This is a genomic window from Flammeovirga sp. AWQ4_249 (assembly GCF_056161045.1).
Window position 1 is genome coordinate 57,235 of record NZ_JBSWYJ010000021.1, and the last position, 23,556, is coordinate 80,790.

The following is a 23,556-nucleotide window of genomic DNA, read 5'->3' on the forward strand; positions in this document are numbered from 1 at the left end:
CATATTGAAAAACTGCAGGAACATCTTTAAAGTTTATTTTGAGAAATACATTTGGGAAAAAACATGTAGATTCATTGAAAAATAAAAAAGCAATTTTTACACAATTGGATTTAGATTTTGCAAAAAAAATATTTGGGGAAATAAAATGTATTTCAGGACATAATTTAGAAGAGCCTACCAAAAACCTTAGTGAGCCTAATCTCCATTTTATGACATTTCTCCGTGATCCTATAACACGAACAGCTTCTCATTATCAAGATCAATGTATTAGAAATAATTATCAGAAAAGTTTTCAAGAGTGGGCTAAAGATAATTATAAACATAATATGCAAACAAAAATGATTACAGGATGTGATGATGTAGAAAAGGCAAAAAAAAAAATCCTGACAGATAAATATTTCTTTGTAGGTATTACTGAAAAATTTAATGATTCATTAAAGCTTCTTAAACTTACCTGTCCAGAACCAATGAATTATAAGTATATGCGAAAGCTTATCGCTCAAGATAATTCAATTAAAAATAGTGTAATTAAAGATCCTCAATCATTAGATATTATAAAGGAAATGAATACACTTGACTTTGAACTATATGAATATGTCAAAAATGAACTATTCCCTAAAAGGTTGGCTTTACATGAGAAAGAACTTAACAAAGTAATCTTACCTAAAGAGAGATATAAAAATCATTTAACGCTCAATTATCAAATGAGTGTTGGCTTTAATAAGTTTATTTATAGACAACTAATAAAGTTATTAAATTAAAAAAATAGGAGTGGGAGTAAAAATGAATACTACCTCATATTACTTTGAGAATCTTGGAAATAGATTTCAATACCTATCAAAGTTTAGATTTCAAGTTTATTTTGAAAGTCTTGGTAAAAGGTAACTTACTTGAATAACAAGATGTATTTTAAATTTAAACAAGAAAGCATATTAAAACCCCGGAAAGTCAATCTAGACATTTTTCGGGGTTTTATATACTCCGTTTATTTTTACAAATTATTTTCAATAGTTTAAACTTTTGTTGAAATATTTCTTTAGCTTAAAATAAACGAAGAGAATTTTTCCAGCTGATAATTAAAATCAAATTTCTTTTCAAAAATAAATTCCCTTGGAGTATCTATTAAACCTAATATTACATCCCTTATATTAATATCTGAATAAAAAACAGCATTATTCCTAAATTCTTCTTTTTTTAAAGTTTCATGAAGAATCATAACTTTCTGATGTGCATATGCTAAATTAAAAGTACCTGTAATTTGAAAATTATACATATCATTATCTGATGTAATTTCAACAAAAGGTAATATATAATCAGACTTTTTTAAATAAGAGTGAAATTCTATATTACTGAGAAAATCCTTCCAATAAATTATATTAGATTCAATATTATTTTGTTCAATTAGTTTTTCTAAATGTTCTATATTTTCAGTATTACTACTCCCTAGAAGAATAAACTTTATATTTTTATATTCTCTGAAACTAGAAATTTGTTGAATTAACTTTTGATAAGGTCTCCTTTTAAAATTAATACTGCCAGGAATAGTTATCCAAACTTCCCCATCTTCTTTAGGAATATCAATTAATTTATAATTAGGGAAATATATAGGGTAAATTGAAGTGAATTTTGTTTTTGATTTGGTCGTATTTCTTAAAAGATAATCAGCTAAAATAAAATATTTTTTACACTTTAAGCCTATTATTTTTTGACCAATGCTTCTTTGTAATTTTTTCGTATTATGTAAAATACCAATAAATTCTATCTTTTTAGGATATGGAAAAAGTGATAGCTTTTTAGCAATATCTCCTTGTCCTGTATTAAAGATAATTTTATCAAAATCTTTGTTTACTACGTATTTTCTTACTTTCCATAAATCTGTTAAAGATGAATTATCGATATCAAATGTTTTCACTTCATCAAATTCATCTTGAAAGTCACTTGAAGAATGTAATAAATTAGGCGTTCTTATTAAAGTAATTTTCACATCACTCATTCGTTTGAAAAAAAGTAGCTGTGTATAAATACATTCAGCATGTGATTTACTTAACTCAATAATTCCTATTTTCATTTTATCTATTGAACTTTCTAAAATAACTTCTGACTTTTAAAGTAATTACTCCAAAGAAAGCCTCTTTAAAAATACTTGTACTCATCTTAGATGTACCTCTAGTTCTATCTGTAAAAACGATAGGTACTTCTTGTATTTTATAACCATACATCCATGTTTTGAATTTCATTTCAATTTGAAAAGCATATCCTACAAAATGAATCTTATCTTTTGTGAGTATAGTATTTAAAACTCTGTTTGTATAACATTTAAAACCAGCTGTAGTATCATTTATTGGAAGTCCAGTAATGAATTGTACATATTTGCTAGCAAAATAAGACATTAGAACTCTTCCCATTGGCCAGTTTACCACATTGACTCCAGACTTATATCTTGATCCAACAGCCATATCGTTGCCATCTTCTTTACACGCTTTGTAAAGTTTTTCAAGGTCATTTGGGTTGTGAGAGAAATCAGCATCCATTTCATAGATAAATTGATAATCTCTTTCCAATGCCCATTTGAAGCCATGTATGTAAGCAGTACCTAGTCCATTCTTGCCTGTTCTTTCTTCTAAAAATAGACGATCAGGGAATTCAGCTATCAACTCTTTGACCTTCTGACCTGTACCGTCAGGTGACCCATCATCAACAATCAGCATGTCGAAAGGTGTCTCGAGATTCATAACCGCACGTATGATTAACTCTACGTTTTCAATCTCGTTATATGTTGGTGTTATTACTAGATTTTCTTTCACGGTGCAAAGATAGAAGTTTGTTTGTAGATAAAGAAAATAAGGTTATTGAATACGTTAATTCAGGCAATTATTTAATAATTTTATAATTTTTATATTCACCAATGATGTAACCGCCCGTTATTTTCTTGATCAGTTGTTTAAAACCTTCTTTATAAGAGATATTATTTAGAGATAGATCTCTATCAAATTCCCAATTCATCTTTTGTATTCTGGGTAAAAAACACTTGGATGACTATCTGTAAATAAGTCAAGGAGGTCTATTGATGAAAAATCACATCTTTAGCAGCGAATTTTTCATTTTGAATAACTAACACTAAGACGATATATGTGGAATGACTTGAAATAAAAAAAAGATGTTGTGTTGAAAGATTCAATATTATTTAGAAAGAAGAAAATCAACAAATTCTCTTACAGCTCCTTCACCACCACTTTTTGTAAGATGCTTGATGTTAGGAATTGCTTTTATTTTTGGTAATGCATTGGCAGGGCAAGCAGCAACTCCTACATTAGATAGTAATTCAAAGCAGTTAATATCATCCCCAATGTAGGCAGTTTCCTCAAGGGTAATTCCTAGTTCATCACAAATACTCTGAGCTGTTTCAAGCTTTCCACCATGCTTTTTTCCTTGATATAAGAAATCAACTTTCATTTTTTGACCTCTTCTTTCTACCATTTTGGTATTTTCAGAAGTGACAATGCCAGTTTTGATCCCATTTTCTCTCAATAATTGAAAAGCCATACCATCATGAGTGTTGAATTTTTTCAATTCATCACCTGATTCTGTGTAATACATTCCTGCATCAGTAAGTACACCATCAACGTCAGATAAGAAAAGTTTAATCGTCTTCTCTTCTTTCTTTTCATTAATTATATATTTCTTCATCAACTTTTCAGCAATCACCCAATCATCCGGCTCATCAATCTCAGTCATGGTATATTCAGGCATTTTATACACTGCAATTTTCCCACTGAGACGATTATGATCTTGCTTTATATTCTTGATTGAATTGATATAAAATGCACCATTTTCAATAAGAGCACCATCAAAATCTTGTCTTCTTGGGCGAGCTTTATAATCGTAATTTAAAGGTGTACCTTCTTCACTCCAGAAAAAACGTTTGACAACAGATACACTCAGTAAAGAATCATTTCCAGAAGTTTCAAGTAGTTGAATACCTTCTATTAAGTCAGAAGCTTGTAGTAAAGGTGAAGTAGCTTGAATTAACATAAAGCGATCTTCATCTTTTAAATCTTGCTTTGCTATATATTCTAACATGACACTTTCTGTAGAAGATATGTCTTGAGCATTTTCCTCTAACCGACGGTATACTTTTAATTTACTAAAACCAAAAGCATTTACAACTTCTTCAATATCGTCACTATCAGTGGCAATGATTAATTCATCAATAGCTTCAGTATCTTGCGCAGCCAAAGCTGTCCAATACACTAAAGGTTGACCACAGAAAGGTTTAATATTCTTTTTTGGAATTGATTTACTACCTCCTCTAACGGGTATAAAAGCAACTGTTTTCATATTTATTTCTAAAAGAAAAGAGTTGAATTTAAGGTATTAAAAACAACTCTTTTTGGTTTTACTTTATATTGATTTTACTTAAGCTTTTCTGTACTTAAGTTTATCTCTTTGAACCTGCTCGATATCAAGAATTTCTTTTTCTTTATAAGATAATGCTTGGTGAGTAGCCTTTAAATCACGACATAACTTTTTCAAACCTGTTGGTTCTAAAGAAGCAGCATGGTCAGTACCTTTCCAAGTTCTATCTTTTGTAAAGTGTCTTTCTACCCAAGTAGCACCCAATGTATAGGCAGCCATATCAATAGCAATGCCTAAATGGTGACCAGAGAATCCTAAAAGTTTTACTCTATCTTGGTATGCAGCTTTTAAATTATTGATTTCTAAAAGACATACATCTTCAAAAGGAACTGGGTAGCCAGAAGTACAGTTGTAAACAACTAAACGGTCTTTAGCAGCACCTGTTTCTTCAAAGAAAGAAATGATTTGCTCTACTTCATCCTTTAATGTCATACCAGTAGAAACGTGTACTTCACCAGTATATTCATCACGAAGTACTTTTAGCATATCAAAGTTATTGTTACAAGCTGAAGGTACTTTGATTAATTCAGGATTAATAGAAACGATTTCTTTTGCAGAAGTAACATCCCAAACAGAAGTAGAATAAACAATACCTAAAGACTCACAATAGTCTTTTAATTCTTGGTGTTGCTCTACTGTAAACTCCAAAAATTCTCTATGCGCACCATAAGTGTCACCGTAAGAGTTTCTTGGATTAGGGTGAGGAGCATTGTATTGTTCTTCAGTAAGAAGTTCATTATTAGTTCTTTTTTGGAATTTCGCTACATCTGCATCACACATGTAAGCCAATTTGATTAATTCTTTAGCGATTTCCATTTCGCCCATATGATTACATCCAATTTCAGCAATAACTTTTGGTGCAATATATTCCATATTTTTATCGATTAAATTTTCTAAAATAACTTCTGACTTTTAAAGTAATTACTCCGAAGAAAGCTTCTTTAAAAATACTAGTACTCATTTTGTTAGTACCTCTGGTTCTATCAGTAAATATAATAGGTACTTCTTGGATTTTATAACCATACATCCAAGTCTTGAATTTCATTTCAATTTGGAAAACACATCCTACAAAATGAATCTTATTTTTCTTAAGTAAAATATTTAAAACTCTGTTCGTGTAAAACTTAAAACCAACAGTAGTATCATTTATTAGAAGTCTAGTAATGGATTATACATGTTTATCAGCAAAATAAGAAATTAAAAACTCTTCATATTGGTCAGTTTACCACATTGACTACAAATTTATATCTTGATCAAGTAGCCATCTTCTTTACACGTTTTGTAAAGTTTTTAAATTCATTTAAGTTGTGAAAAAAAACAACATCCATTTCAAAGATAAATTGATAACCGCTTTCCAATGCCTATTTAAGCCTTTTATGTAAGTACCTAGTTCATTCTTGGCTATTCTTTCTTCTAAAAATAGAAGTTCAGTGAATTTAGCTATCAACTCTTTGACCTTCTGACCTGTACCGTCAGGTGACCATCATCAACAATCAGCATGTCGAAAGGTGTCTCGAGATTCATAACCGCACGTATGATTAACTCTACGTTTTCAATCTCGTTATATGTTGGTGTTATTACTAGATTTTCTTTCACGGTGCAAAGATAGAAGTTTGTTTGTAGATAAAGAAAATAAGGTTATTGAATACGTTAATTCAGGCAATTATTTAATAATTTTTATATTCACCAATGATGTATCCACCCGTTATTTTCTTGATAATTTGTTTAAAACCTTCTTTAAAAGAGACTTTATTTAGAGTAAGATCTCTATCAAATTTCCAATTCATCTTTTGTATTCTGGGTAGAAAAACACTAGGGTGACTACCTGTAAATAAGTCAAGAAGGTCTATTGATGAATAATCAAACTCAATTTCAGAATGATAAATGAAATCATCAATTACTTTTACTTTTAGTTTTTGATTTTCTTCTTTTCGAAAACCTTGAGTATCTTTATAAGAGAAAATTGAGGGATCATTTTTTATAATTCTCACTTCTTTACGATACTATTTTGTCTAGAATCCAACGTAATCATAAGATCCATAAAAATGCTTGTATTGAAAAAATAATCCTTCTAAATCTTGATTCTCTTTATATAGAAGCATTGCCTCTTTTACAGCAAGGAGATATTTTTCATGTAGTCCTTCATCTCCTTGAATATAAAAACACCAATCCACATCCGCCGAAATATTTTGGAGTGCTTTATTTGTTTCAGTGGCAAATACTTCACCTCCTTGTTTTAAATTTTCATCCCAAATAGTCGGAATAATTTTAATCTTTGGATCAATATTTTGAATTAATTCAGCGGTTTGATCTTCTGATTTTCCAACAGAAATGATAAATTCATCACACAAAGGAAGGATAGATTTAATTGCTTCTACGATAGGGTAATCGTATTTGATAGCATTTTTGATAAAACTAAAACCAGCAACTTTCATAGGCTTAACTGTACTGATTTTTATTATTTAAATTTCAAATCTACTTTTCAACCCCTTCAAAGTACTTCTGCATTACTTGAAGTTGAATTGTAGTTTCACGACTTTCATTCTCGAATTGAGCTACATAATCATTTGCATTTTTAATGATTTTTTGAGCTTCCTCAATATTATTACTGTAGTAATTTAATTTCTCTTCAAGGTCAGAAAGATCATCTTTAACATGTACATAATGATGGTCTGGAATCAAGGTTCCTTCCATAAACCAAGTTTCAAATTGAGGAGTTGGCATCACAGCTAAAGAATTAGAAGACATCACCCATTTAAGGTTAGTCGCTACATCATTCCCTTCCCAACAGTAGATAAATTTATAATGTAATTGTTCTTCAATACTCATCTTTGATTTGAGCCAATTACCATTGCTAACATCTTTTCTTAAATTTACAGATCCCACATTACACATTGGATGATTTGCAAATTTTTCAAGAAAATAAATTCTGTTGGTATGATTTACAAAGACATTTCCTCTAGCCACAAGCATATTTTTTTTGTCTTTGTAATCAATCCAATCATCAATGAAATTGAAATGCCTGATTTTATTTAACTTCAAAAGAACATTATTTTCATTTCCTTTTTTGATTGGTCTACTTTTAACAATTGAAGGAGTAGAAGGAATTGTGATAACATCACCAAATTCAAAATCTACCTTATTAAGAGGGTTGAAATATTTTAGAATATTCATTGTATCTAAAAAATAGACACTAGAATGTTCTTTTCTTTTGAATTGATTTATTTGAAGGGCTTTTTCTGATAACTTAAACTTCCCTTCTTTTTTCATGTAGTAATTGACTCTATTTTCAATATACTCTTTGTCTTTTGTAGTGTTTAATTTTCCTTTTAGAATTAATCTATAAAAAACACGAGGGATCAAGTATAAACTACCAAAATTATTGACATAATAGGTTAATTTTAATGGTATATGCCTAAAGTGTAAAAGGGAGGATAAGAAATACTTAAGATTCGTCATAGCCTTAATGAATTGATCTTTGCTTGTGTATATATTAATTTTAATGGATAAAGTTGTATAATCCATAGGAATTGATGCAAAGATATTACATTTCTAGACTATAGTAGTTCCATTCCTCCTTTTAAACTGAAAAGTTTAGGATTATTTTTTTGGTAAGCTTCGTAAACTTCAATGGCTTTACGACTTCTTTTACCTGATTGACAGTAAAAAATGATGTTTTTAACCTTGGGAATTTCATCCAAACGATCTTCTAATTCAGCCAAGGGAATATGTAATCCGCCAATATCATCAATGTTACGTTCATATTCTTCACGAACATCAATTAAGACAGAGTTATCAACATTTTCATGGAGTAACTTTTCAACTTGTGCATAATCTATCTCAATTTCATCATCTGGAATAGCACAGAAGTCAAAGTTATACTCACCTAATGTGGATATGTTGGCAACTTTTGAATTTCGCTTAAATTTTAAAGATTGAAATGACATATCAAGTCCACTTACTAACAACAATTGCCCACTGAGTACATTTCCAGCTCCAGTTATGATCTTAATAACTTCAGTTGCTTGCATTGTGCCCATAATCCCAACCATAGAACCGACCACTCCAATTTCATTACAATTAGGAGCTTCTTCTTGAGAAGGGGGATTAGGGAAAATACACCTGTAAGTAGGTCCATCTTGATAATTGAAAACAGAAAGTTGCCCATCAAAGCTTTGAATTGAGGCAGAAACCAAAGGTTTATCTTCAATTATACATGCGTCATTGATGAGGTATCTTGAAGAAAAATTATCAGTACCATCAACAACAACATCAGCTTTTTGGATAATATCTAAAGCATTTTCTTTAGTGAATTGTTCTAGAATTACGTCAACTTTACAATCGGGATTCATAGCCAAAAGTCGTTCCTGAATAACAACGGCTTTTGGCTTTCCTATATCATTTGTAGAGAATAATACTTGACGTTGAAGGTTAGAAATTGACACCACATCATGATCCACAATAATAAGATGACCTATTCCGGCTGCACCTAAATATTGAAGAACAGGACATCCTAAACCACCCGCTCCAATCACAAGTACGGAAGCATTTTTAAGTTTCTCTTGTCCTTCTGCACCGATTTCTTTTAATCGGATATGTCTGTCGTATCGTTTATATTCCTCTTTTGTCAACATAGTCATTCTCTTCTGAATACTGTATTAAGACTGTAACGCTAAGTCCCAATCTTTCCATACCACTTCATAACCTTGTCGTTTCACCATATCAGCAAATTCATCTACTGATCTCTCATCAGAAATTTCAAACTGTTCCAATGATTCTGGTTCTACAACGTATCCACCAGGATTTGTTTTTGAACCGGCGGAAGCTGAAGTAATTCCCAATTTAATGATATTATCTCTGAAAATTGGATGTTCTCTTGTTGATAAAGACAATTCTACTTCTTCATCAAAAAGACGGTAAGCACAAATTAACTGTACTAACTCTCTATCATTCATTTCTACTTTAGGTTCTAAACCTCCCGAGAAAGGTCTTAATCGAGGAAATGAAATAGAATATTTTGTTTGCCAATAGGTACGCTCAAGGTAATCTAAATGTAAGGCAGTAAAGAAAGAGTCTGTTCTCCAATCTTCTAAACCGATCAATACACCAATGCCAATTTTGTGAATTCCAGCTTTTCCTAGACGGTCAGGTGTATCTACTCTATAATCAAAGTTTGATTTTTTTCCTTTCGGATGATGTTTTTTATAATCGTCTTTGTGATATGTTTCTTGATAAACAAGAACAGTATTTAAGCCTGCTTCAATTAATTCTTCATACTCGTCTTGATCCATGGGTTGTACCTCCATAGAAATATGAGAAAAGTAAGGTTTCATTAATTTGATTGCATTTTTAATGTACTGAACACCAACAGTTCTATTCGCTTCACCAGTCACTAATAGGATATGTTCAAAACCCATAGCACGAATAGCTTCTGCTTCACGAATGATTTCATCATCAGAAAGTGTTCTTCTTCTCACTTTATTATCTAAAGAAAAACCACAATAAGTACAGATGTTTTGGCATTCGTTAGAAAGATACATCGGTGTATACATTTGAATCGTATTTCCGAATCTCTTCTTAGTCAATTGATGACTTAACTGTGCCATTTGCTCTAAGTATGGGGCTGCAGCAGGAGATATTAAGGCTTTAAAATCCTCAAGATTACGTTTTTCTTTTCCTAAAGCACGCTCCACATCATGAGCAGTTTTAGCATAAATACTCGCCTTAACGTCGTCCCAATTATGTTGATAAAATAAATCTTGATACATGATTTATTGAGTTAAGAATTAAGAGTGAAGAGTTAAGAACGTGATTAGAAAAGTATATTCGTTATTAACTCTTAATTTTTAACTCTTCACTCTTTAAAGTTGGTTTAAAAATCCAGTAAGTGGTGAACTTGCCTCTGCAGTTACTCTTGGTTGAGCAACTTGTGCTAAGTGTGCAGCTCTACCAGCTTCAACCGCTTGTCCAAAAGCTCTTCCCATTGCTACAGGATCACCTGCAACGGCAATAGCAGTATTAACTAAAACGGCATCAGCACCTAATTCCATCGCATGTGCTGCATGAGAAGGTGCACCAATTCCGGCATCAACTACTACAGGTACATTACTTTGCTCGATGATGATTTCTAAGAAATCTAAGGTTTTTAATCCTTTATTACTTCCAATAGGAGCACCTAAAGGCATTACTGCATCACATCCAACTTCTTCCAATCTTTTACATAAAACTGGGTCAGCATGAATGTAGGGTAAGACCACAAAACCTAATTTTTTTAATTGCTCTGCCGCTTGAAGTGTTTCAATCGGGTCAGGCATTAAATATTTTGGGTCTGGATGGATCTCTAATTTCACCCAATTAGTTCCTAGTGCTTCTCTTGCTAATTGAGCAGCAAAAACGGCTTCTTTGGCAGTTCTTGCACCAGAAGTATTTGGAAGTAAACTAAATTGGTCATGTTGTAAATGCTTTAATACATCGTCCTCAGGATTATCCACATCTACTCTTTTAAGAGCGACAGTTACTAATTCTGAGCCTGATGCAACCAAAGCATCTTCCATAAGATCGTTTGACATAAACTTTCCTGTACCTGTGAAAAGGCGAGAGTTGAATGTTTTATCAGCTATAATTAATTGATCCATAAGGATAACTTTTTAATACATTAAGTTTATAAAACTGGAGTTCTATTTAGGAGATCCGTCAACACTGTGACAGTATTTACAGGATGAACTGCATTTGCAATAACTCCTGAAACAGCTATACCATGAACTCCCGTCTGTAGTATACTTTCCACATCCATGATCTCAATTCCACCAATTGCAACAATTGGAGTATCAATGCCTCTTTTTTTACATTCGTCCAAAATGTTCTGATAACCTTCAAGACCTAAAATAGGGCTTAATTTCTTTTTCGTTTGTGTGAAACGAAATGGTCCAAGACCAATGTAATCTACACCAAAGTCGTACAGACGTTGTATATCATCAATAGTATTTGCAGTTCCTCCAATAATTTTACCTTCACCAATGATTGCTCTGACTTCATTAGGAGGAAGATCTTCTTTTCCTACATGAACACCATCTGCATTGACTGCTTTGGCTACATAAGGATTATCATTGATCAGTAAAACAGCATTATGAAGGTCTGTAATTACTTTTGCTTTTCGTGCTAAAACAATGTACTCGTCACTGCTGATATTTTTAGCTCTTAATTGAATCCAACGACAGCCAGCTTCACATGCTTCTTGAATATGTTGAAGATGGTTTTTATCTTTTTTCTCTGTCGAAATATAGTGTAGTTTGTTTATCATAACTGAGGTGTAATGAAGTGATGTTGCCCTAATTTACCAGGATCACTTGCCATAAAATCTTCAATATATTTTTTTCCTAAACGACAAGCTTCTTCCATGGATTTACCATGTGCAAGGTAGCTACTGATAGCAGATGAAAGTACACAGCCTGAACCATGCTTTTCAAAAACTTCCATTTTTCTACCTTCTATTTTTGTGATATTTCCTTTATAGATCAATAAATCATTTCCTTTTTCAGTTGGATGATGCCCACCTTTCAAAAGTACGTGTGTCAAATGACTTATTTTTTTAGCTTCTTCCAGTGGATCATTTTCTGTTAATTTCCCCATTTCAATCCAGTTTGGAGTAATTAAATCCACTTTTTGTAACACTTTGTGTAATTGTATAGTGTTGTTTTTATCATGAAAATCAAAACCTGCACTAGCACTCAACACAGGATCAAGTACTACTTTACACATTGGAAAGAATCCTTTGATAAGATCAATCCAATTTTTCATCAAATTAAAATCTTCAACTATACCAATTTTTAATACATGGATAGGATATCTTTCAATTATGGGTAATAATTGCGCAGTAACTACATCAGCACTTACCCAATTAAGACCGATAAACTCTTCGCCAGTTTGATAGGTCAATGCTGTACAAACTCCAAAACCATGAACATCTAATGCTTCAAAAGTTTTGACATCTGATAAGACTCCGGCTCCAGCTGAAGGATCAAATCCGGCAAGTATTAAGGCATTAGGTCTAGTGTTTTCCATGACGATTTTAATTCGTGTGCTTTTTGTTTAATTTCCTTAGAAGAAGCATCCCATAAATATCCCAAAATTGCTACTCCTGTAAAATAAGACCTTTCTAACTTCAAAAGAGTTTTAGGAGTAATACCTCCTAATGCAATGATTTGATGATGTGGAAAACGTTGTATTTTCATTTTAGTCAAAATCTCATCATTAGCGTGATAACCTTTTTTGGAAAGACTATCGAAAACAGGGCTTAAAAATAGGTAATCAAATATAGAAGGAATTTGGTCAATTTCATCCATTTGATGTACGGATGAACTTATTCTTAATCCTTTAATTTTATAGACTTCAATACTTTTAAGCGGACTATTTTGCCTTAAAGATTCTTTAAAATGAATTCCACCAACTTGATAATCATTAATTAGATTAAAATGTTGATGTAATGTAAGCCTAGAATGATAGTGTGATGGAATGTGATCAAGTACTTCTTTAATATCTTCTAATGAAGCTTTCGGTTTTCTAATATGAATTATATCGACACCGTTGTTTAGCCAAAATTCAATTTGAGACGCTTCGTTAGAGAAGAAAAACTCTTTTGTAATTCCTACTATCATCTTGAGTTAAAAGTGAAGAATTAAGAATGAAAAACGTAGTTTGTTACTAGTTACGTTCTTCATTCTTAACTTTTAATTCTTCATTAAATTTTAGTGGTAAAGCTCGCTACCTAATTCTTTAAATTCGGCAGATTTCTCTTCCATACCTTTTTCTTGCTCTTGCTTTGCAGCGAAGTCACGAACATCTTGTGTGATCTTCATCGAACAGAAGTTAGGTCCACACATCGAGCAGAAGTGAGCAACTTTTGCACCTTCAGCAGGAAGTGTTTCATCGTGGTATTCACGAGCAGTATCTGGGTCTAAAGATAAGTTGAATTGATCTTCCCAACGGAATTCAAAACGAGCTTTAGACATTGCGTTATCTCTATATTGTGCACCAGGGTGACCTTTTGCTAAGTCAGCTGCGTGTGCTGCAATTTTATAAGTAATTACACCTTCTTTTACGTCAGCTTTGTTTGGTAAACCAAGGTGTTCTTTTGGAGTTACGTAGCAAAGCATTGCAGTACCGTACCATCCAATTTGAGCAGCACCAATTGCTGAAGTAATATGGTCATAACCTGGAGCGATGTCCGTAGTTAATGGTCCTAATGTATAGAATGGAGCTTCATAACAATCTTGTAACTGAGCATCCATGTTTTCTTTGATCATGTGCATTGGAACGTGACCAGGACCTTCAATAATTGTCTGTACGTCATGTTTCCAAGCAATTTTCGTCAACTCACCTAAAGTTCTTAACTCTGAAAGTTGAGGCTCATCGTTTGCATCAGCAATTGAACCAGGACGAAGACCATCACCTAATGAGAACGCTACGTCATAAGCTTTCATGATCTCACAAATCTCTTCGAAGTGTGTGTAAAGGAAGTTTTCTTTGTGATGTGCTAAACACCATTTCGCCATGATTGAACCACCACGAGATACGATACCAGTAACACGTTTTGCTGTCATTGGAACGTAACGTAATAAGACACCAGCGTGAATAGTGAAATAATCGACACCTTGTTCAGCTTGTTCAATTAAAGTATCACGGAAAATTTCCCAAGTTAAGTCTTCGGCTTTACCGTTTACTTTTTCTAATGCTTGGTAGATAGGCACTGTACCGATTGGTACTGGAGAGTTACGGATAACCCATTCACGTGTTTCATGGATATTTTTACCTGTTGATAAATCCATGATTGTATCAGCACCCCAACGACAAGCCCAAACAGTTTTTTCTACTTCTTCCTCAATAGAAGATGTAACCGCTGAGTTACCAATGTTAGCATTGATTTTCACCAAGAAGTTACGACCAATAATCATTGGCTCAGATTCAGGGTGGTTAATATTGTTAGGGATTACAGCACGACCTGCAGCTACTTCATCACGAACGAATTCAGGAGTAATTTTGCCAACAGGAGTATTGGCTCCAAAGCTGTGACCAGGGTGTTGCGTTCCAAATTTACCTTCTTGTTCTTCGATTCTTTGGTTTTCACGAATCGCAATATATTCCATTTCAGGAGTAATGATTCCCTTTCGTGCATAGTGCATTTGAGAAACATTTTGTCCTTTTTTCGCTTTTAATGGCTTTTTAATATGCTCAAAACGCAAGTAATCTAGTTCAGAATTTTCTAAACGTTCAGTACCGTAATCAGAAGAAAGTTTTGGAAGTTCTTCCACATCTCCACGGTCTAAAATCCAATCCTTACGAAGTTTATCTAAACCTTTTCTTACATCAATTTCAATAGAAGGGTCAGTATAAGGACCACTTGTATCATAAACTGTAATAGGTGGGTTCTTTTCTACTTTGTTTAAGAATTTATGATTCGTATCCGCTTGCTCTATTTCACGCATGGCTACTTTGATATTGTGAATTTCACCATCAACATAAATCTTTTTAGATCCAGTAAAAGGTTCACGTGAGATGACCTCCTGACTTGGGATTTTGTCTTTTTTTCTCATGATATAAGAAGTTTAGGCTATACTTGATTACTTAGCCGGTTTTTTAGCTCAACTTTGAAAAAATGTCATGTAGGGTGAATCAATTAAAAAGTAGATTACCCTTCAACAATTAAAAATTACCCGCCTTGTGCAGGAGCGACTATCGTGATATGATCATTTTCTGAAACAGCATGAGAAGTCCAACTATTTTGAGGGACAATTTCATCATTGATCGCAACAGCAACAGTGCCGCGACTCACAGAAATATTCATGTGTTCAAGAACTTGTGCAACAGAGAATGCACTTGGAAGTTTGATAGACTTATTGTTTACAGTGACGTTCATTTCAAAATCAATCTAGAAATGTTAAAATCAATACAATCAATAAACCTTAGGAGGGAACCTGTAGAGAAGACTACAAGTAGATAGAAATGGACTTTTCCCTTCGTCGGTACTAACCGCATCAGGTTCAGAGGGTATTTCTCAGATCGAATAAACGATCACCCCTAAAGTAATTTAGATGTGGCAAAATTAAGAAAAAAAATAATGATTATACAACTTTCTCTTTTCAATTTATATTTTGATGGAATATATCTAATTTTGCACTCTTTAAAATAATTAGATCTAATTGATATCCCTTATTAATCATGTCAGAAGAATACAAAGGTCAAGGTCACATGCTTCATTTAAAATTACCAACAGATCCAAAATGGGTAAGCATGGTGGAGAAAAACAATATTGAGGAAATTTTAGTTGATCATGCCTACTGTGAACAAAAGGCAGCAACAGCGAGTATGTCTATTATTGTAAATTATCCTGAATTGGATGAATTGGTAGACACGTTAATGCCAATTGTTGCAGAAGAATGGGAGCATTTTGAAAGAGTGGTGAAGCAACTTCGTAAAAGAGGACTTTCATTAGGAAGAATGCGTAAAGACGAATATGTCAATGCTATTGTAAAATTTGCTAGAAAAGGCGGTTCAAGAATGGATCAGTTGGTGGATAAACTTTTAGTGAGTGCATTGATTGAAGCTCGTTCTTGTGAACGTTTTAAACTGCTTTGGAAAGGTCTAGATGATGAAGATCTTAAGGAATTTTATTATGAATTAATGATTTCTGAGGCAGGGCATTATGTTACTTTCATTGAATTGGCAAGAAAGTATAAAGCAAAAGAAGAAGTGGATGCACGTTGGCAAGAGTTCTTGAAATTTGAGGCTGATCTTCTTAAGAATATGGATGTGAGAGGAGATCGTATGCACTAGAAAATATATTTACTGCATTATTTAATTAAACTAGTCAATAGATCAATATTAATTGATTAGTTTTGCACCGTGATATTTTTAGAAGAAATAGAAAAAAGAATGATTTTCAAGGTTGATGATATAGCCTCTTTTCGTTTAAAAGCTTGGTATTGGGGAAAGGATGAAACTTATTGTACATATCTGTATGATCATGGTATCGAATACCCTAATGGAGGATTTAAGCACCTTTTAGCTGTTGGAGCGAAAAAAGTTTGTCAACCTGAAGAAGGAAATTCTTTTGAGACTGTTGAGAAATTTCATAAAACGCATCAAAATTGGATGTTCGGGCATTGGAGTTATGACCTAAAAAATGAGGTCGAATTACTTTGTTCAGATCATCAAGATGGGATAGATATGCCTCAGACATTTTTCTACATCCCTAAAACTTTATTCATCTTTGAAGATGATAGAGTTGAGATAATCTCTGAAGGAGATGCCGAGGCTATTTTTTATCAAGTTTCTAAAATTGAAGTTCCTTCTATTTCAAAAGGATGGGGAGGTCAAGTTTCTCCAAAAATATCACAAGACATTTATCTAGAAACAGTTAAGAAGATTCAAAATCATATCTTAGAAGGAGATGTTTATGAAGTAAATATCTGTATGGAATTCTTAGCGAAAGAAGCTGATGTTGATCCTTTTGATTTGTATCAAAGAATATCTGAAGTAAGTCCAGCTCCATTTTCAGCTTTTCATAAAGTAAAAGATAAATTTGTTGCTTGTGCTTCTCCAGAAAGGTTCATGAGAAAAACAGGTGATAAAGTAACTTCTCAACCTATCAAAGGTACAATCCGTAGAGGAAATACATCTGAGGAAGATCAGCAACTAAAAGAGCAACTTCGTAATGATGAAAAAGAAGTTGCAGAAAATATGATGATTGTTGACTTAGTGAGAAATGACTTGGCAAGAACTTGTAAAGCTGGAACAATCAAAGTACCTGAAATCTTTGGAATATATGGTTTTAAATCTGTTTTTCAGATGATTTCTACCATTGAAGGCGAAATCAAACAAGGTATCTCTATGACAGAAGTTTTGAAAAAAGCATTTCCTATGGGAAGTATGACTGGTGCTCCAAAAGTTATGGCAATGGCTTTGATTGAAACTTACGAAAGAACAAAAAGAGGACTTTATTCTGGATCAATAGGGTATTTCACACCCAATGGAGATTTTGATTTTAATGTAGTAATTAGAAGTGCATTTTATAATGCAGCAGAAAAGTATCTTTCTTTCCAAATAGGAAGTGCGATTACGATTGATTCAAAAGCTGAAAAAGAATACGAAGAGTGTTTATTGAAAGCAAAAGGAATGTTAGATGCACTCGATGCTAAGATGAAATTCTAATATTGATATAAATCGTATAGTGTTTTAATAAGAAAGGTGATCAATACGACATTAAAAAATGCTTTTACTTTTTTTGCATCTACTTTCATTGCTAAACCTGCTCCAATCCAACTTCCTAAAAAAGCACCAAAAACACCTACTAATCCGTAATGCCAATTGACTAGTCCTTCGAATATAAAATAGGAAAGGGCAGATGTAGAAGAAATCATTGCTAGACTTTTAGAAAAAGCTACACTTTGCATTACAGACATTTTTCCAAAAAAAGAAAGTAGGAAAAAACAGATTACACTAGTACCCGGACCAAAAAAAACACCATATAAACCAATAAAGAATGCTGTTGGATAAATTACTTTCGAAGAAAAAGTAGGAATATCTTTTGTGTCATCTCAAGGGTGTTTTTTACTATACCACTCTAATCCAAAAAGAGAGCAGATTATCAAAAATAGCATATATAACATATACTTTGCATTCAGTAATTTACTCAGTTCTGCACCAAAAATTGCCATTACTAATGAAATAGAGCAGGCTATAATAAGTTGTTTATTAATTTTCAATAACCCTCGTTTATAATACCTTGTTGTAGCTGTAACAGCTGCAGTCGTAAGTATTACTTTATTAGTACCTAGAATAAATGCATCAGGTATGCCCAAATAAATTAGTGCAGGTAGAGAAAGCATTCCACCTCCACCTGAAATTGCTGTGATGACAGAGGAGAAAGTACAAATGATAAACCATAAAATATGTTTTACGATAGGATCCTCTAACATTGTTTAGTTAATATAAGTGATAGTATAGGATAATAAATATGATACAAATGGTACAATATATTCCCATAAGTGGTAAACCAACTCTCATGAAATCTTTTGTTTTATATCCACCAGGACCATAAACAATCCAATTGGTTTGGTAACTAACGGGGGTCAAAAATGCAGCTGATGCAGCAAAAGCGATGGCAACAAAAAACGGTGTACTTGGTAATTCTAACATCTGACTTACAGAATAAGCGATCGGAAAGACAATGGATATTGCGGCAACATTTGTAACAAAAGAGGTAAGAAGTACTGTTATCAAGAATAAACCAATTAATACACCTATGACCCCAAAAGGTAAGAAAATAGTGATAAATACCTGACTGACAATCTCAGAGGCACCCGAATCAATAAATGCATCACCTAAGGTTAGTGCAGACATCAAAAGTATAATGAGATCAATATCCAGTTCTTTATTGACGGCATTAAATGTAGTTGCCTTTATAAGTAATAACCCGGCAAATAATACGATTGCACCTGTAAGAATAGTGATCATTCCTGAACCTATCAAAAAGACTATAATCGCTAAGGCAATTAAATAGAGAACTTTATGTTCTTGTTTTACAACAGGAAGATTACTTTCAATAGTAGACAAAACATAAAATTCTTTATAAGATTTCATATTTGAGAAGAAAGTATCACCTGCTGAAAGTAAAAGCATATCACCTGCTTGAAGATTAATTTTATCTTTTTCTCCTGTTACTTTTTGACCATTACGATGTATCGCTACAAGTTCGACATCATATTCTTCACTAAAATTTATTTTACTCAAATTTTTTCCATCCAAGAAGGAATTGGCAGGGATCACAGCTTCCACAATTTCGGCATCATCTTCATGATTTGGCACATCTAATCCCAAACCTGAATTGACAATGACCATAATATTGTCAGTTTGTCCCATAAACATCAATTGATCTTTCGCCTTAAACTTGAAATCATCTGGAACAGGTGTAAAAACTTCATTTCCTCTATGTACTTCTATCAAGTAGGCTCCTTCGAAATTCTTGATAGTTGACTTATCAACCGTTTTACCAATTATTTTTGAAGATCGATGGACTTCTAATGCCATTAAATACTCTGGAGCAATTGCTTTAGCATCATCAAAAACTTCTTTGTTTTCTGGTAAAATATTATAACCGATTGTTACTAAATATATAATACCTAGAATAGTTACTATTACGCCTAAGTAAAGGAAGTCAGAGTACTCTAAAATAGGTAGGTTATTCGCTTCGATAAAACCATTTAAAACTAAGTTTGTTGATGTACCGATAATCGTAATCATACCCCCTAAAATAGTACTGAATGATAATGGAATGAGTAATTTAGAAGGATGAGCACCCATTCTTTTACACCAATTATAGACATAAGGCGTTAATCCTGCTACTACAGGTGTATTATTAGTAAAGGAAGATAAAAATGCAGCAAATGATGTAACCTTCAATAAAAATAATTTAGGATTCTTGGATTGACCAATCATTTTATCCAAAGACTCTTGTAAATTAAAGGTGCGATATAGATGAGTAGTAACAATTACAAGTACAATGATAGTCGCTACTGAAGGGTTACTGATTGATCTTAAAATGTCATGTGAAGTAATAATCCCCGAGATCAATAAAATTACTACCCCTATGAAGAAAATAACAGACGGTTTACCACGTTCTCTTAATAGTCCTACGACTACAAGTATGACCGTGACTAATACAATCCACTTTTCTACTTCTTTAGGGAAGTAATGACCAATATATAGAAAGGGAAAATAAGAGTTAGGCATATTTTTGGGTTATAGTATTATAACCAATATAAACGATTGAAGGTTAGAAAAAAGTGATGATTATCAATGTACTATTACTAAAGATTGAATTTTTTTTTCAGTTCTTGAATAAATCTAGCCACTTGATTTGAAATTTTAAAAACATATAGGGAATAATCCTATTTTGAAGATAAATATATGAAAGTAAGTCCAGAGTTTAGAGGAACAGCAACTATTGTCGTCGTAAGTTTATTATTACTGATGAGTTTCGTTTCATTTCTAAGGTCTTCTCAAATTGAAAAAAGAGAGGTTTCTGAAATTCTTTTAAACCAAGAATACAAGATTGCCAATTTCCCTTTTCATGCTAGAGAATACTATAGAACTGAAGATAGAAAGACGCTATTGGGCCTAAAACAAGAAGCTGATAAGATATTATCACAACTTACAGCGATGGAAGAAGGTAATAAAGAGTTATCAACTGAAAAACAGACTTTCCTTGTTTTATCTACTTTAGGTGATAACGATCTTTCTCATTCACTAGAACTCTATCGAAAAAGGTTTGAAGAATATTCTAATCAAATAGATGTGATGTGGGATGCAAGTATTAAAGCAAATACAGCAGTGAGTAATACTCAATTAACAAGGAGAGGTTTAGACCCTTCAGTGAACAACCCATCAAATACTGTCAAAGAGGGAGAAGGGAATGATGTAGTAGGAAAAGCGTTAGATTTTTTAGAAAGAAGAAATTCTTCATTATTACTTCATAATCGAGAAACAAGATTTCAACTAGAAGAAAATATTAAAAAGACAAAGACTAAAAACTTAATATTTAATGGGTTATTAGTTGTATTAGGAGTGATGTTACTCATTTCTCAAGGAGCATTTTTTAGAAATAAAATTTTGGTTCCAATGAACCTATTGAGAAAAAATCTAGAATATTTTACTTCTGACAAAGGAGATGAAAGTATTTCAGATGTAGAAGTCATTGAAACAAAAGTGAATCACTTAGAGGATGATTTTAATAGAATCACCATGATGATTGAGCATTTGGGAGAAAAAGATTTTGAAGTAAATACGGAAGGACTAAATCCTAAACTTGAAGAGTCATATGATAAAGCAAGAAATACACTTCGCCTTTTAGCCAATGAAGAATTTGTTTCAAAATGGATTACAGAAGGTTTAGCGAAAACAACTGAAACATTAAATGGTGAACATTTTGATTCCATTAATGATATGAGTTATTCCTTTGTCAGGTTTGTCACTCGACACTTAGGTGCTCTTCAAGGTGGTGTTTTCTTACGTTTAGATGAAAAATCAGAAAAGGTAGTGAATCAGGTGGCAAGTTATGCCTATGGAAAGAAAAGATTCCCTCAAAAGAAAATATCCTCAGATGAAGGCTTAGTAGGACAGGTAATGTTAGAAAAGGAATTGATTTATGTGGAAGATCTTCCAGAACATTATACAGCTATTTCTTCAGGTTTAGGAGAAGCGGCGCCTACAAGTATTATTATTATTCCAGTAGTTCATGGAGCTGAAGAAGTGTACGGAGCAGTTGAGATTGCATCTTATAAAAAACTTTCAGCTCATGAAATAGAATATGCAAAAGCAGCATGTGAACGTTTTGCTTCTGCAATTGCTGTTTACATGATGAATGAAAATACACGTCGATTATTAAAAGAATCGATGGAAGTAAACGAAAACCTAAAGCATAAAGAGGAATCATTGCTAGAAAAAACAAAAGAAATGCAAGGATTCCAGGATGAGCTTAATGTCAAACTAAAGGAATTATCTACAGAATCGAACCTTAATAAAAATATCTTAGATGCAATTGGTAAAACAATGGCAATTATAGAATTTGATTTAGAAGGAAGAATTCTCGAAGCTAATAACATGTATCTCTCTGTAATGGGATACAAAATTGAAAACCTTCAAGGGAAACATGAACGTGTACTTGTTCCTGCTGAAGAAGTAAACTCAATGCGTTATAAATTACTTTGGGATAGCTTAAATAATGGATCTTATATTTCTGGTGAATACTGTAGAATAAATAAAAAAGGGCAAGAAATCTGGTTAAATGGTACTTATAATCCAATTTTTGGTTTAGATGGTAAGCCTTACAAGATTATTCAATTTGCAGAATTTACAACTGAGCAAAAAGCAAAAGATCAAACCAATAATGAAAGACTACAATCTTTTGGAATCAAATTCCCTGTTTTAGACCTCGATCTAGAAGGGAAAATTAAAGCAGCTAATGCTTCATTTACTGATGTATTAGGTTATGCAAGAAAAGAATATAGAAATATTGCTTTAGTAGAATTGTTTGAAAATGCGAAGGAAATAAGAACCTTTAAAAGAATTCTACGAGATATTAAAGCAGGGACCAATGCCATTGAAACTTTCAATTTCGTAACAAGAGAAGGACATGTTAAAACAATAGAATTAAATATTTTCCCTCTCAAAAGTCTTTCTGGTGATGTTCAAAAGTTCACTTTATTTATGGTGGATAAAACGGATGAAACATATATCAGAAAAGAATTAGCAACTGAATCAGAATCACTAATCCTTCTGCAAAATGAAGTAAATTCTAGATCTGCGATATTAGAAGGGATGTCAATGATTCTTGAAGTAGATCTGGAAGGTAGAATTTTAAGTGGTAACAAGAAGGTAGAAGAATGGACAGGGAAAGTGATGGAAAGTTTTATCGGTCGACCAGTGACAGATATGGTTGCTACATCTTATCAATCTGCTGTATCCAACTTACTTTCTGATGCTGAAGAAAAAGCAGTTAAAACAAGAACATTAGAATTCTTGACAACAAGAAAGAATGGTTTCTGGGGAGAAACAAGTGTAAGAGCTGTTTTGAATGGAGATGTACCTATCAAGTTTACCTTTATCATTTTTGATGTAACAGATAGGGTCGAAAGAGAACAAGGCTTAACAAGAAAAATAGAACGTCAGAAAACAAAAAATACTTTGTTCAGAATGCAGCAAAAAGAACAAAACAAAGAAAGTGGATTTGCTGTATTAGAAGAAATTTTCCAAGATAAAAAGGTTGACTTATCATCAAATGAATGGATTAATCAGTTATCTCTTCCTTCTATTTTGATCGATAATAATGGAGATATAGAAAGTGAGAATAATGAATATAAAAAATTAGGGATCACAGCGACTAAGATGATTCATATTCCAGATTTCCTTTCTGAATCTCAAAAAGAAAAAATCAATAATTCGATTACGAATGCATCCTTGTTAGAAGAGGCAGTTAAACTCAAAACAAAAGATAAAGTACTTCTTATAGTCCCTTTATTCCAGGATGATTCTTATAGAATGTTAGCAATGTTTGCTTAAAGGAAAGGCTTCCAATTTTGGAAGCCT

The 23,556-nt window shown here is 32.6% G+C and carries 21 protein-coding genes, 2 pseudogenes and 1 riboswitch; of the genes and pseudogenes, 4 read left to right on the forward strand and 19 right to left on the reverse strand.

All coding sequences use genetic code 11. From position 1 onward, the window contains the following. Positions 1 to 20 precede the first annotated feature (20 nt). Positions 21 to 761 (forward strand): annotated as a pseudogene (locus ACXAHM_RS15810) (sulfotransferase family 2 domain-containing protein); the annotation flags it as partial. 275 nt (positions 762 to 1,036) lie between these two features. Here the strand turns inward: ACXAHM_RS15810 and ACXAHM_RS15815 are convergent. The 17 genes from ACXAHM_RS15815 to thiS form a co-directional block, all read right to left on the reverse strand. Then, a complete protein-coding gene (locus ACXAHM_RS15815) occupies positions 1,037 to 2,068 on the reverse strand; it encodes a glycosyltransferase family protein (RefSeq protein ID WP_474961554.1) in 1,032 nt (343 codons plus the stop codon). 1 nt (position 2,069) lies between these two features. After that, on the reverse strand, positions 2,070 to 2,804 hold the full coding sequence (locus tag ACXAHM_RS15820) for a polyprenol monophosphomannose synthase (RefSeq protein WP_474961558.1): 735 nt from the start codon (positions 2,802 to 2,804) through the stop codon (positions 2,070 to 2,072). A gap of 67 nt (positions 2,805 to 2,871) precedes the next feature. Then, positions 2,872 to 3,003, reverse strand: coding sequence for a hypothetical protein (locus ACXAHM_RS15825; RefSeq protein ID WP_474961560.1), 132 nt, complete (start codon positions 3,001 to 3,003; stop codon positions 2,872 to 2,874). 177 nt (positions 3,004 to 3,180) lie between these two features. Further along, entirely contained in the window at positions 3,181 to 4,338 is a 1,158-nt protein-coding gene (locus tag ACXAHM_RS15830; RefSeq protein WP_474961562.1) for a cytidylyltransferase domain-containing protein, read from the reverse strand. Between the two features lie 78 nt (positions 4,339 to 4,416). Next, entirely contained in the window at positions 4,417 to 5,289 is an 873-nt protein-coding gene (locus ACXAHM_RS15835; protein WP_474961565.1) for an N-acetylneuraminate synthase family protein, read from the reverse strand. Positions 5,290 to 5,293: 4 nt separating this feature from the next. Beyond that, on the reverse strand, positions 5,294 to 5,461 hold the full coding sequence (locus ACXAHM_RS15840) for a hypothetical protein (protein WP_474961568.1): 168 nt from the start codon (positions 5,459 to 5,461) through the stop codon (positions 5,294 to 5,296). Between the two features lie 622 nt (positions 5,462 to 6,083). Next, entirely contained in the window at positions 6,084 to 6,407 is a 324-nt protein-coding gene (locus ACXAHM_RS15845; RefSeq protein WP_474961571.1) for a hypothetical protein, read from the reverse strand. 21 nt (positions 6,408 to 6,428) lie between these two features. After that, positions 6,429 to 6,851 carry a hypothetical protein gene (locus ACXAHM_RS15850; RefSeq protein WP_474961574.1) on the reverse strand — a complete coding sequence of 141 codons (423 nt, stop codon included), beginning with the start codon at positions 6,849 to 6,851 and terminating at the stop codon, positions 6,429 to 6,431. 40 nt (positions 6,852 to 6,891) lie between these two features. After that, entirely contained in the window at positions 6,892 to 7,875 is a 984-nt protein-coding gene (locus ACXAHM_RS15855) for a glycosyl transferase family 90 (protein ID WP_474961576.1), read from the reverse strand. A gap of 98 nt (positions 7,876 to 7,973) precedes the next feature. Further along, entirely contained in the window at positions 7,974 to 9,050 is a 1,077-nt protein-coding gene (gene moeB / locus ACXAHM_RS15860) for a molybdopterin-synthase adenylyltransferase MoeB (protein ID WP_474961579.1), read from the reverse strand. A gap of 24 nt (positions 9,051 to 9,074) precedes the next feature. Further along, a complete protein-coding gene (gene thiH, locus ACXAHM_RS15865; RefSeq protein ID WP_474961581.1) occupies positions 9,075 to 10,184 on the reverse strand; it encodes a 2-iminoacetate synthase ThiH in 1,110 nt (369 codons plus the stop codon). 93 nt (positions 10,185 to 10,277) lie between these two features. Further along, positions 10,278 to 11,051, reverse strand: a complete 774-nt coding sequence (locus ACXAHM_RS15870; RefSeq protein ID WP_474961583.1) for a thiazole synthase — start codon at positions 11,049 to 11,051, stop codon at positions 10,278 to 10,280. 26 nt (positions 11,052 to 11,077) lie between these two features. Then, positions 11,078 to 11,716 (reverse strand): thiamine phosphate synthase, encoded by a 639-nt coding sequence (locus ACXAHM_RS15875; RefSeq protein ID WP_474961585.1) that lies wholly within the window; start codon positions 11,714 to 11,716, stop codon positions 11,078 to 11,080. Next, positions 11,713 to 12,477 carry a hydroxymethylpyrimidine/phosphomethylpyrimidine kinase gene (locus ACXAHM_RS15880; RefSeq protein ID WP_474961587.1) on the reverse strand — a complete coding sequence of 255 codons (765 nt, stop codon included), beginning with the start codon at positions 12,475 to 12,477 and terminating at the stop codon, positions 11,713 to 11,715. The genes ACXAHM_RS15875 and ACXAHM_RS15880 overlap by 4 nt, the downstream gene beginning before the upstream one ends. Beyond that, entirely contained in the window at positions 12,450 to 13,070 is a 621-nt protein-coding gene (locus tag ACXAHM_RS15885; protein ID WP_474961590.1) for a thiamine phosphate synthase, read from the reverse strand. Before ACXAHM_RS15885 ends, ACXAHM_RS15880 begins: the two co-directional genes overlap by 28 nt. Positions 13,071 to 13,160: 90 nt before the next feature. Beyond that, positions 13,161 to 15,005: a phosphomethylpyrimidine synthase ThiC gene (gene thiC, locus ACXAHM_RS15890; RefSeq protein WP_474961593.1), complete on the reverse strand. Its 1,845-nt coding sequence runs from the start codon at positions 15,003 to 15,005 to the stop codon at positions 13,161 to 13,163. 116 nt (positions 15,006 to 15,121) lie between these two features. Beyond that, complete coding sequence (gene thiS, locus ACXAHM_RS15895) at positions 15,122 to 15,328, reverse strand: sulfur carrier protein ThiS (protein ID WP_474961597.1); 207 nt, start codon at positions 15,326 to 15,328, stop codon at positions 15,122 to 15,124. Positions 15,329 to 15,406: 78 nt separating this feature from the next. After that, positions 15,407 to 15,501, reverse strand: a riboswitch (TPP riboswitch). A gap of 129 nt (positions 15,502 to 15,630) precedes the next feature. Between thiS and ACXAHM_RS15900 the strand changes: the two genes are divergently transcribed. Beyond that, the gene (locus ACXAHM_RS15900) at positions 15,631 to 16,245 is read left to right on the forward strand and encodes a MiaE family protein (RefSeq protein ID WP_474961599.1); all 615 of its coding nucleotides are present in this window, start codon (positions 15,631 to 15,633) and stop codon (positions 16,243 to 16,245) included. Positions 16,246 to 16,344: 99 nt separating this feature from the next. Beyond that, positions 16,345 to 17,622: an anthranilate synthase component I family protein gene (locus ACXAHM_RS15905; RefSeq protein ID WP_474961604.1), complete on the forward strand. Its 1,278-nt coding sequence runs from the start codon at positions 16,345 to 16,347 to the stop codon at positions 17,620 to 17,622. On the opposite strand, the pseudogene ACXAHM_RS15910 reads toward ACXAHM_RS15905, so the two are convergent. Further along, positions 17,619 to 18,389: pseudogene (locus tag ACXAHM_RS15910) on the reverse strand (sulfite exporter TauE/SafE family protein). The gene ACXAHM_RS15905 and the pseudogene ACXAHM_RS15910 sit on opposite strands and share 4 nt — an antisense overlap. A gap of 7 nt (positions 18,390 to 18,396) precedes the next feature. Next, on the reverse strand, positions 18,397 to 20,202 hold the full coding sequence (locus ACXAHM_RS15915; protein ID WP_474961608.1) for an SLC13 family permease: 1,806 nt from the start codon (positions 20,200 to 20,202) through the stop codon (positions 18,397 to 18,399). 177 nt (positions 20,203 to 20,379) lie between these two features. On the opposite strand from ACXAHM_RS15915, the gene ACXAHM_RS15920 reads away from it, so the two are divergent. Then, the gene (locus ACXAHM_RS15920; RefSeq protein WP_474961611.1) at positions 20,380 to 23,529 is read left to right on the forward strand and encodes a PAS domain S-box protein; all 3,150 of its coding nucleotides are present in this window, start codon (positions 20,380 to 20,382) and stop codon (positions 23,527 to 23,529) included. Positions 23,530 to 23,556: the final 27 nt, after the last annotated feature.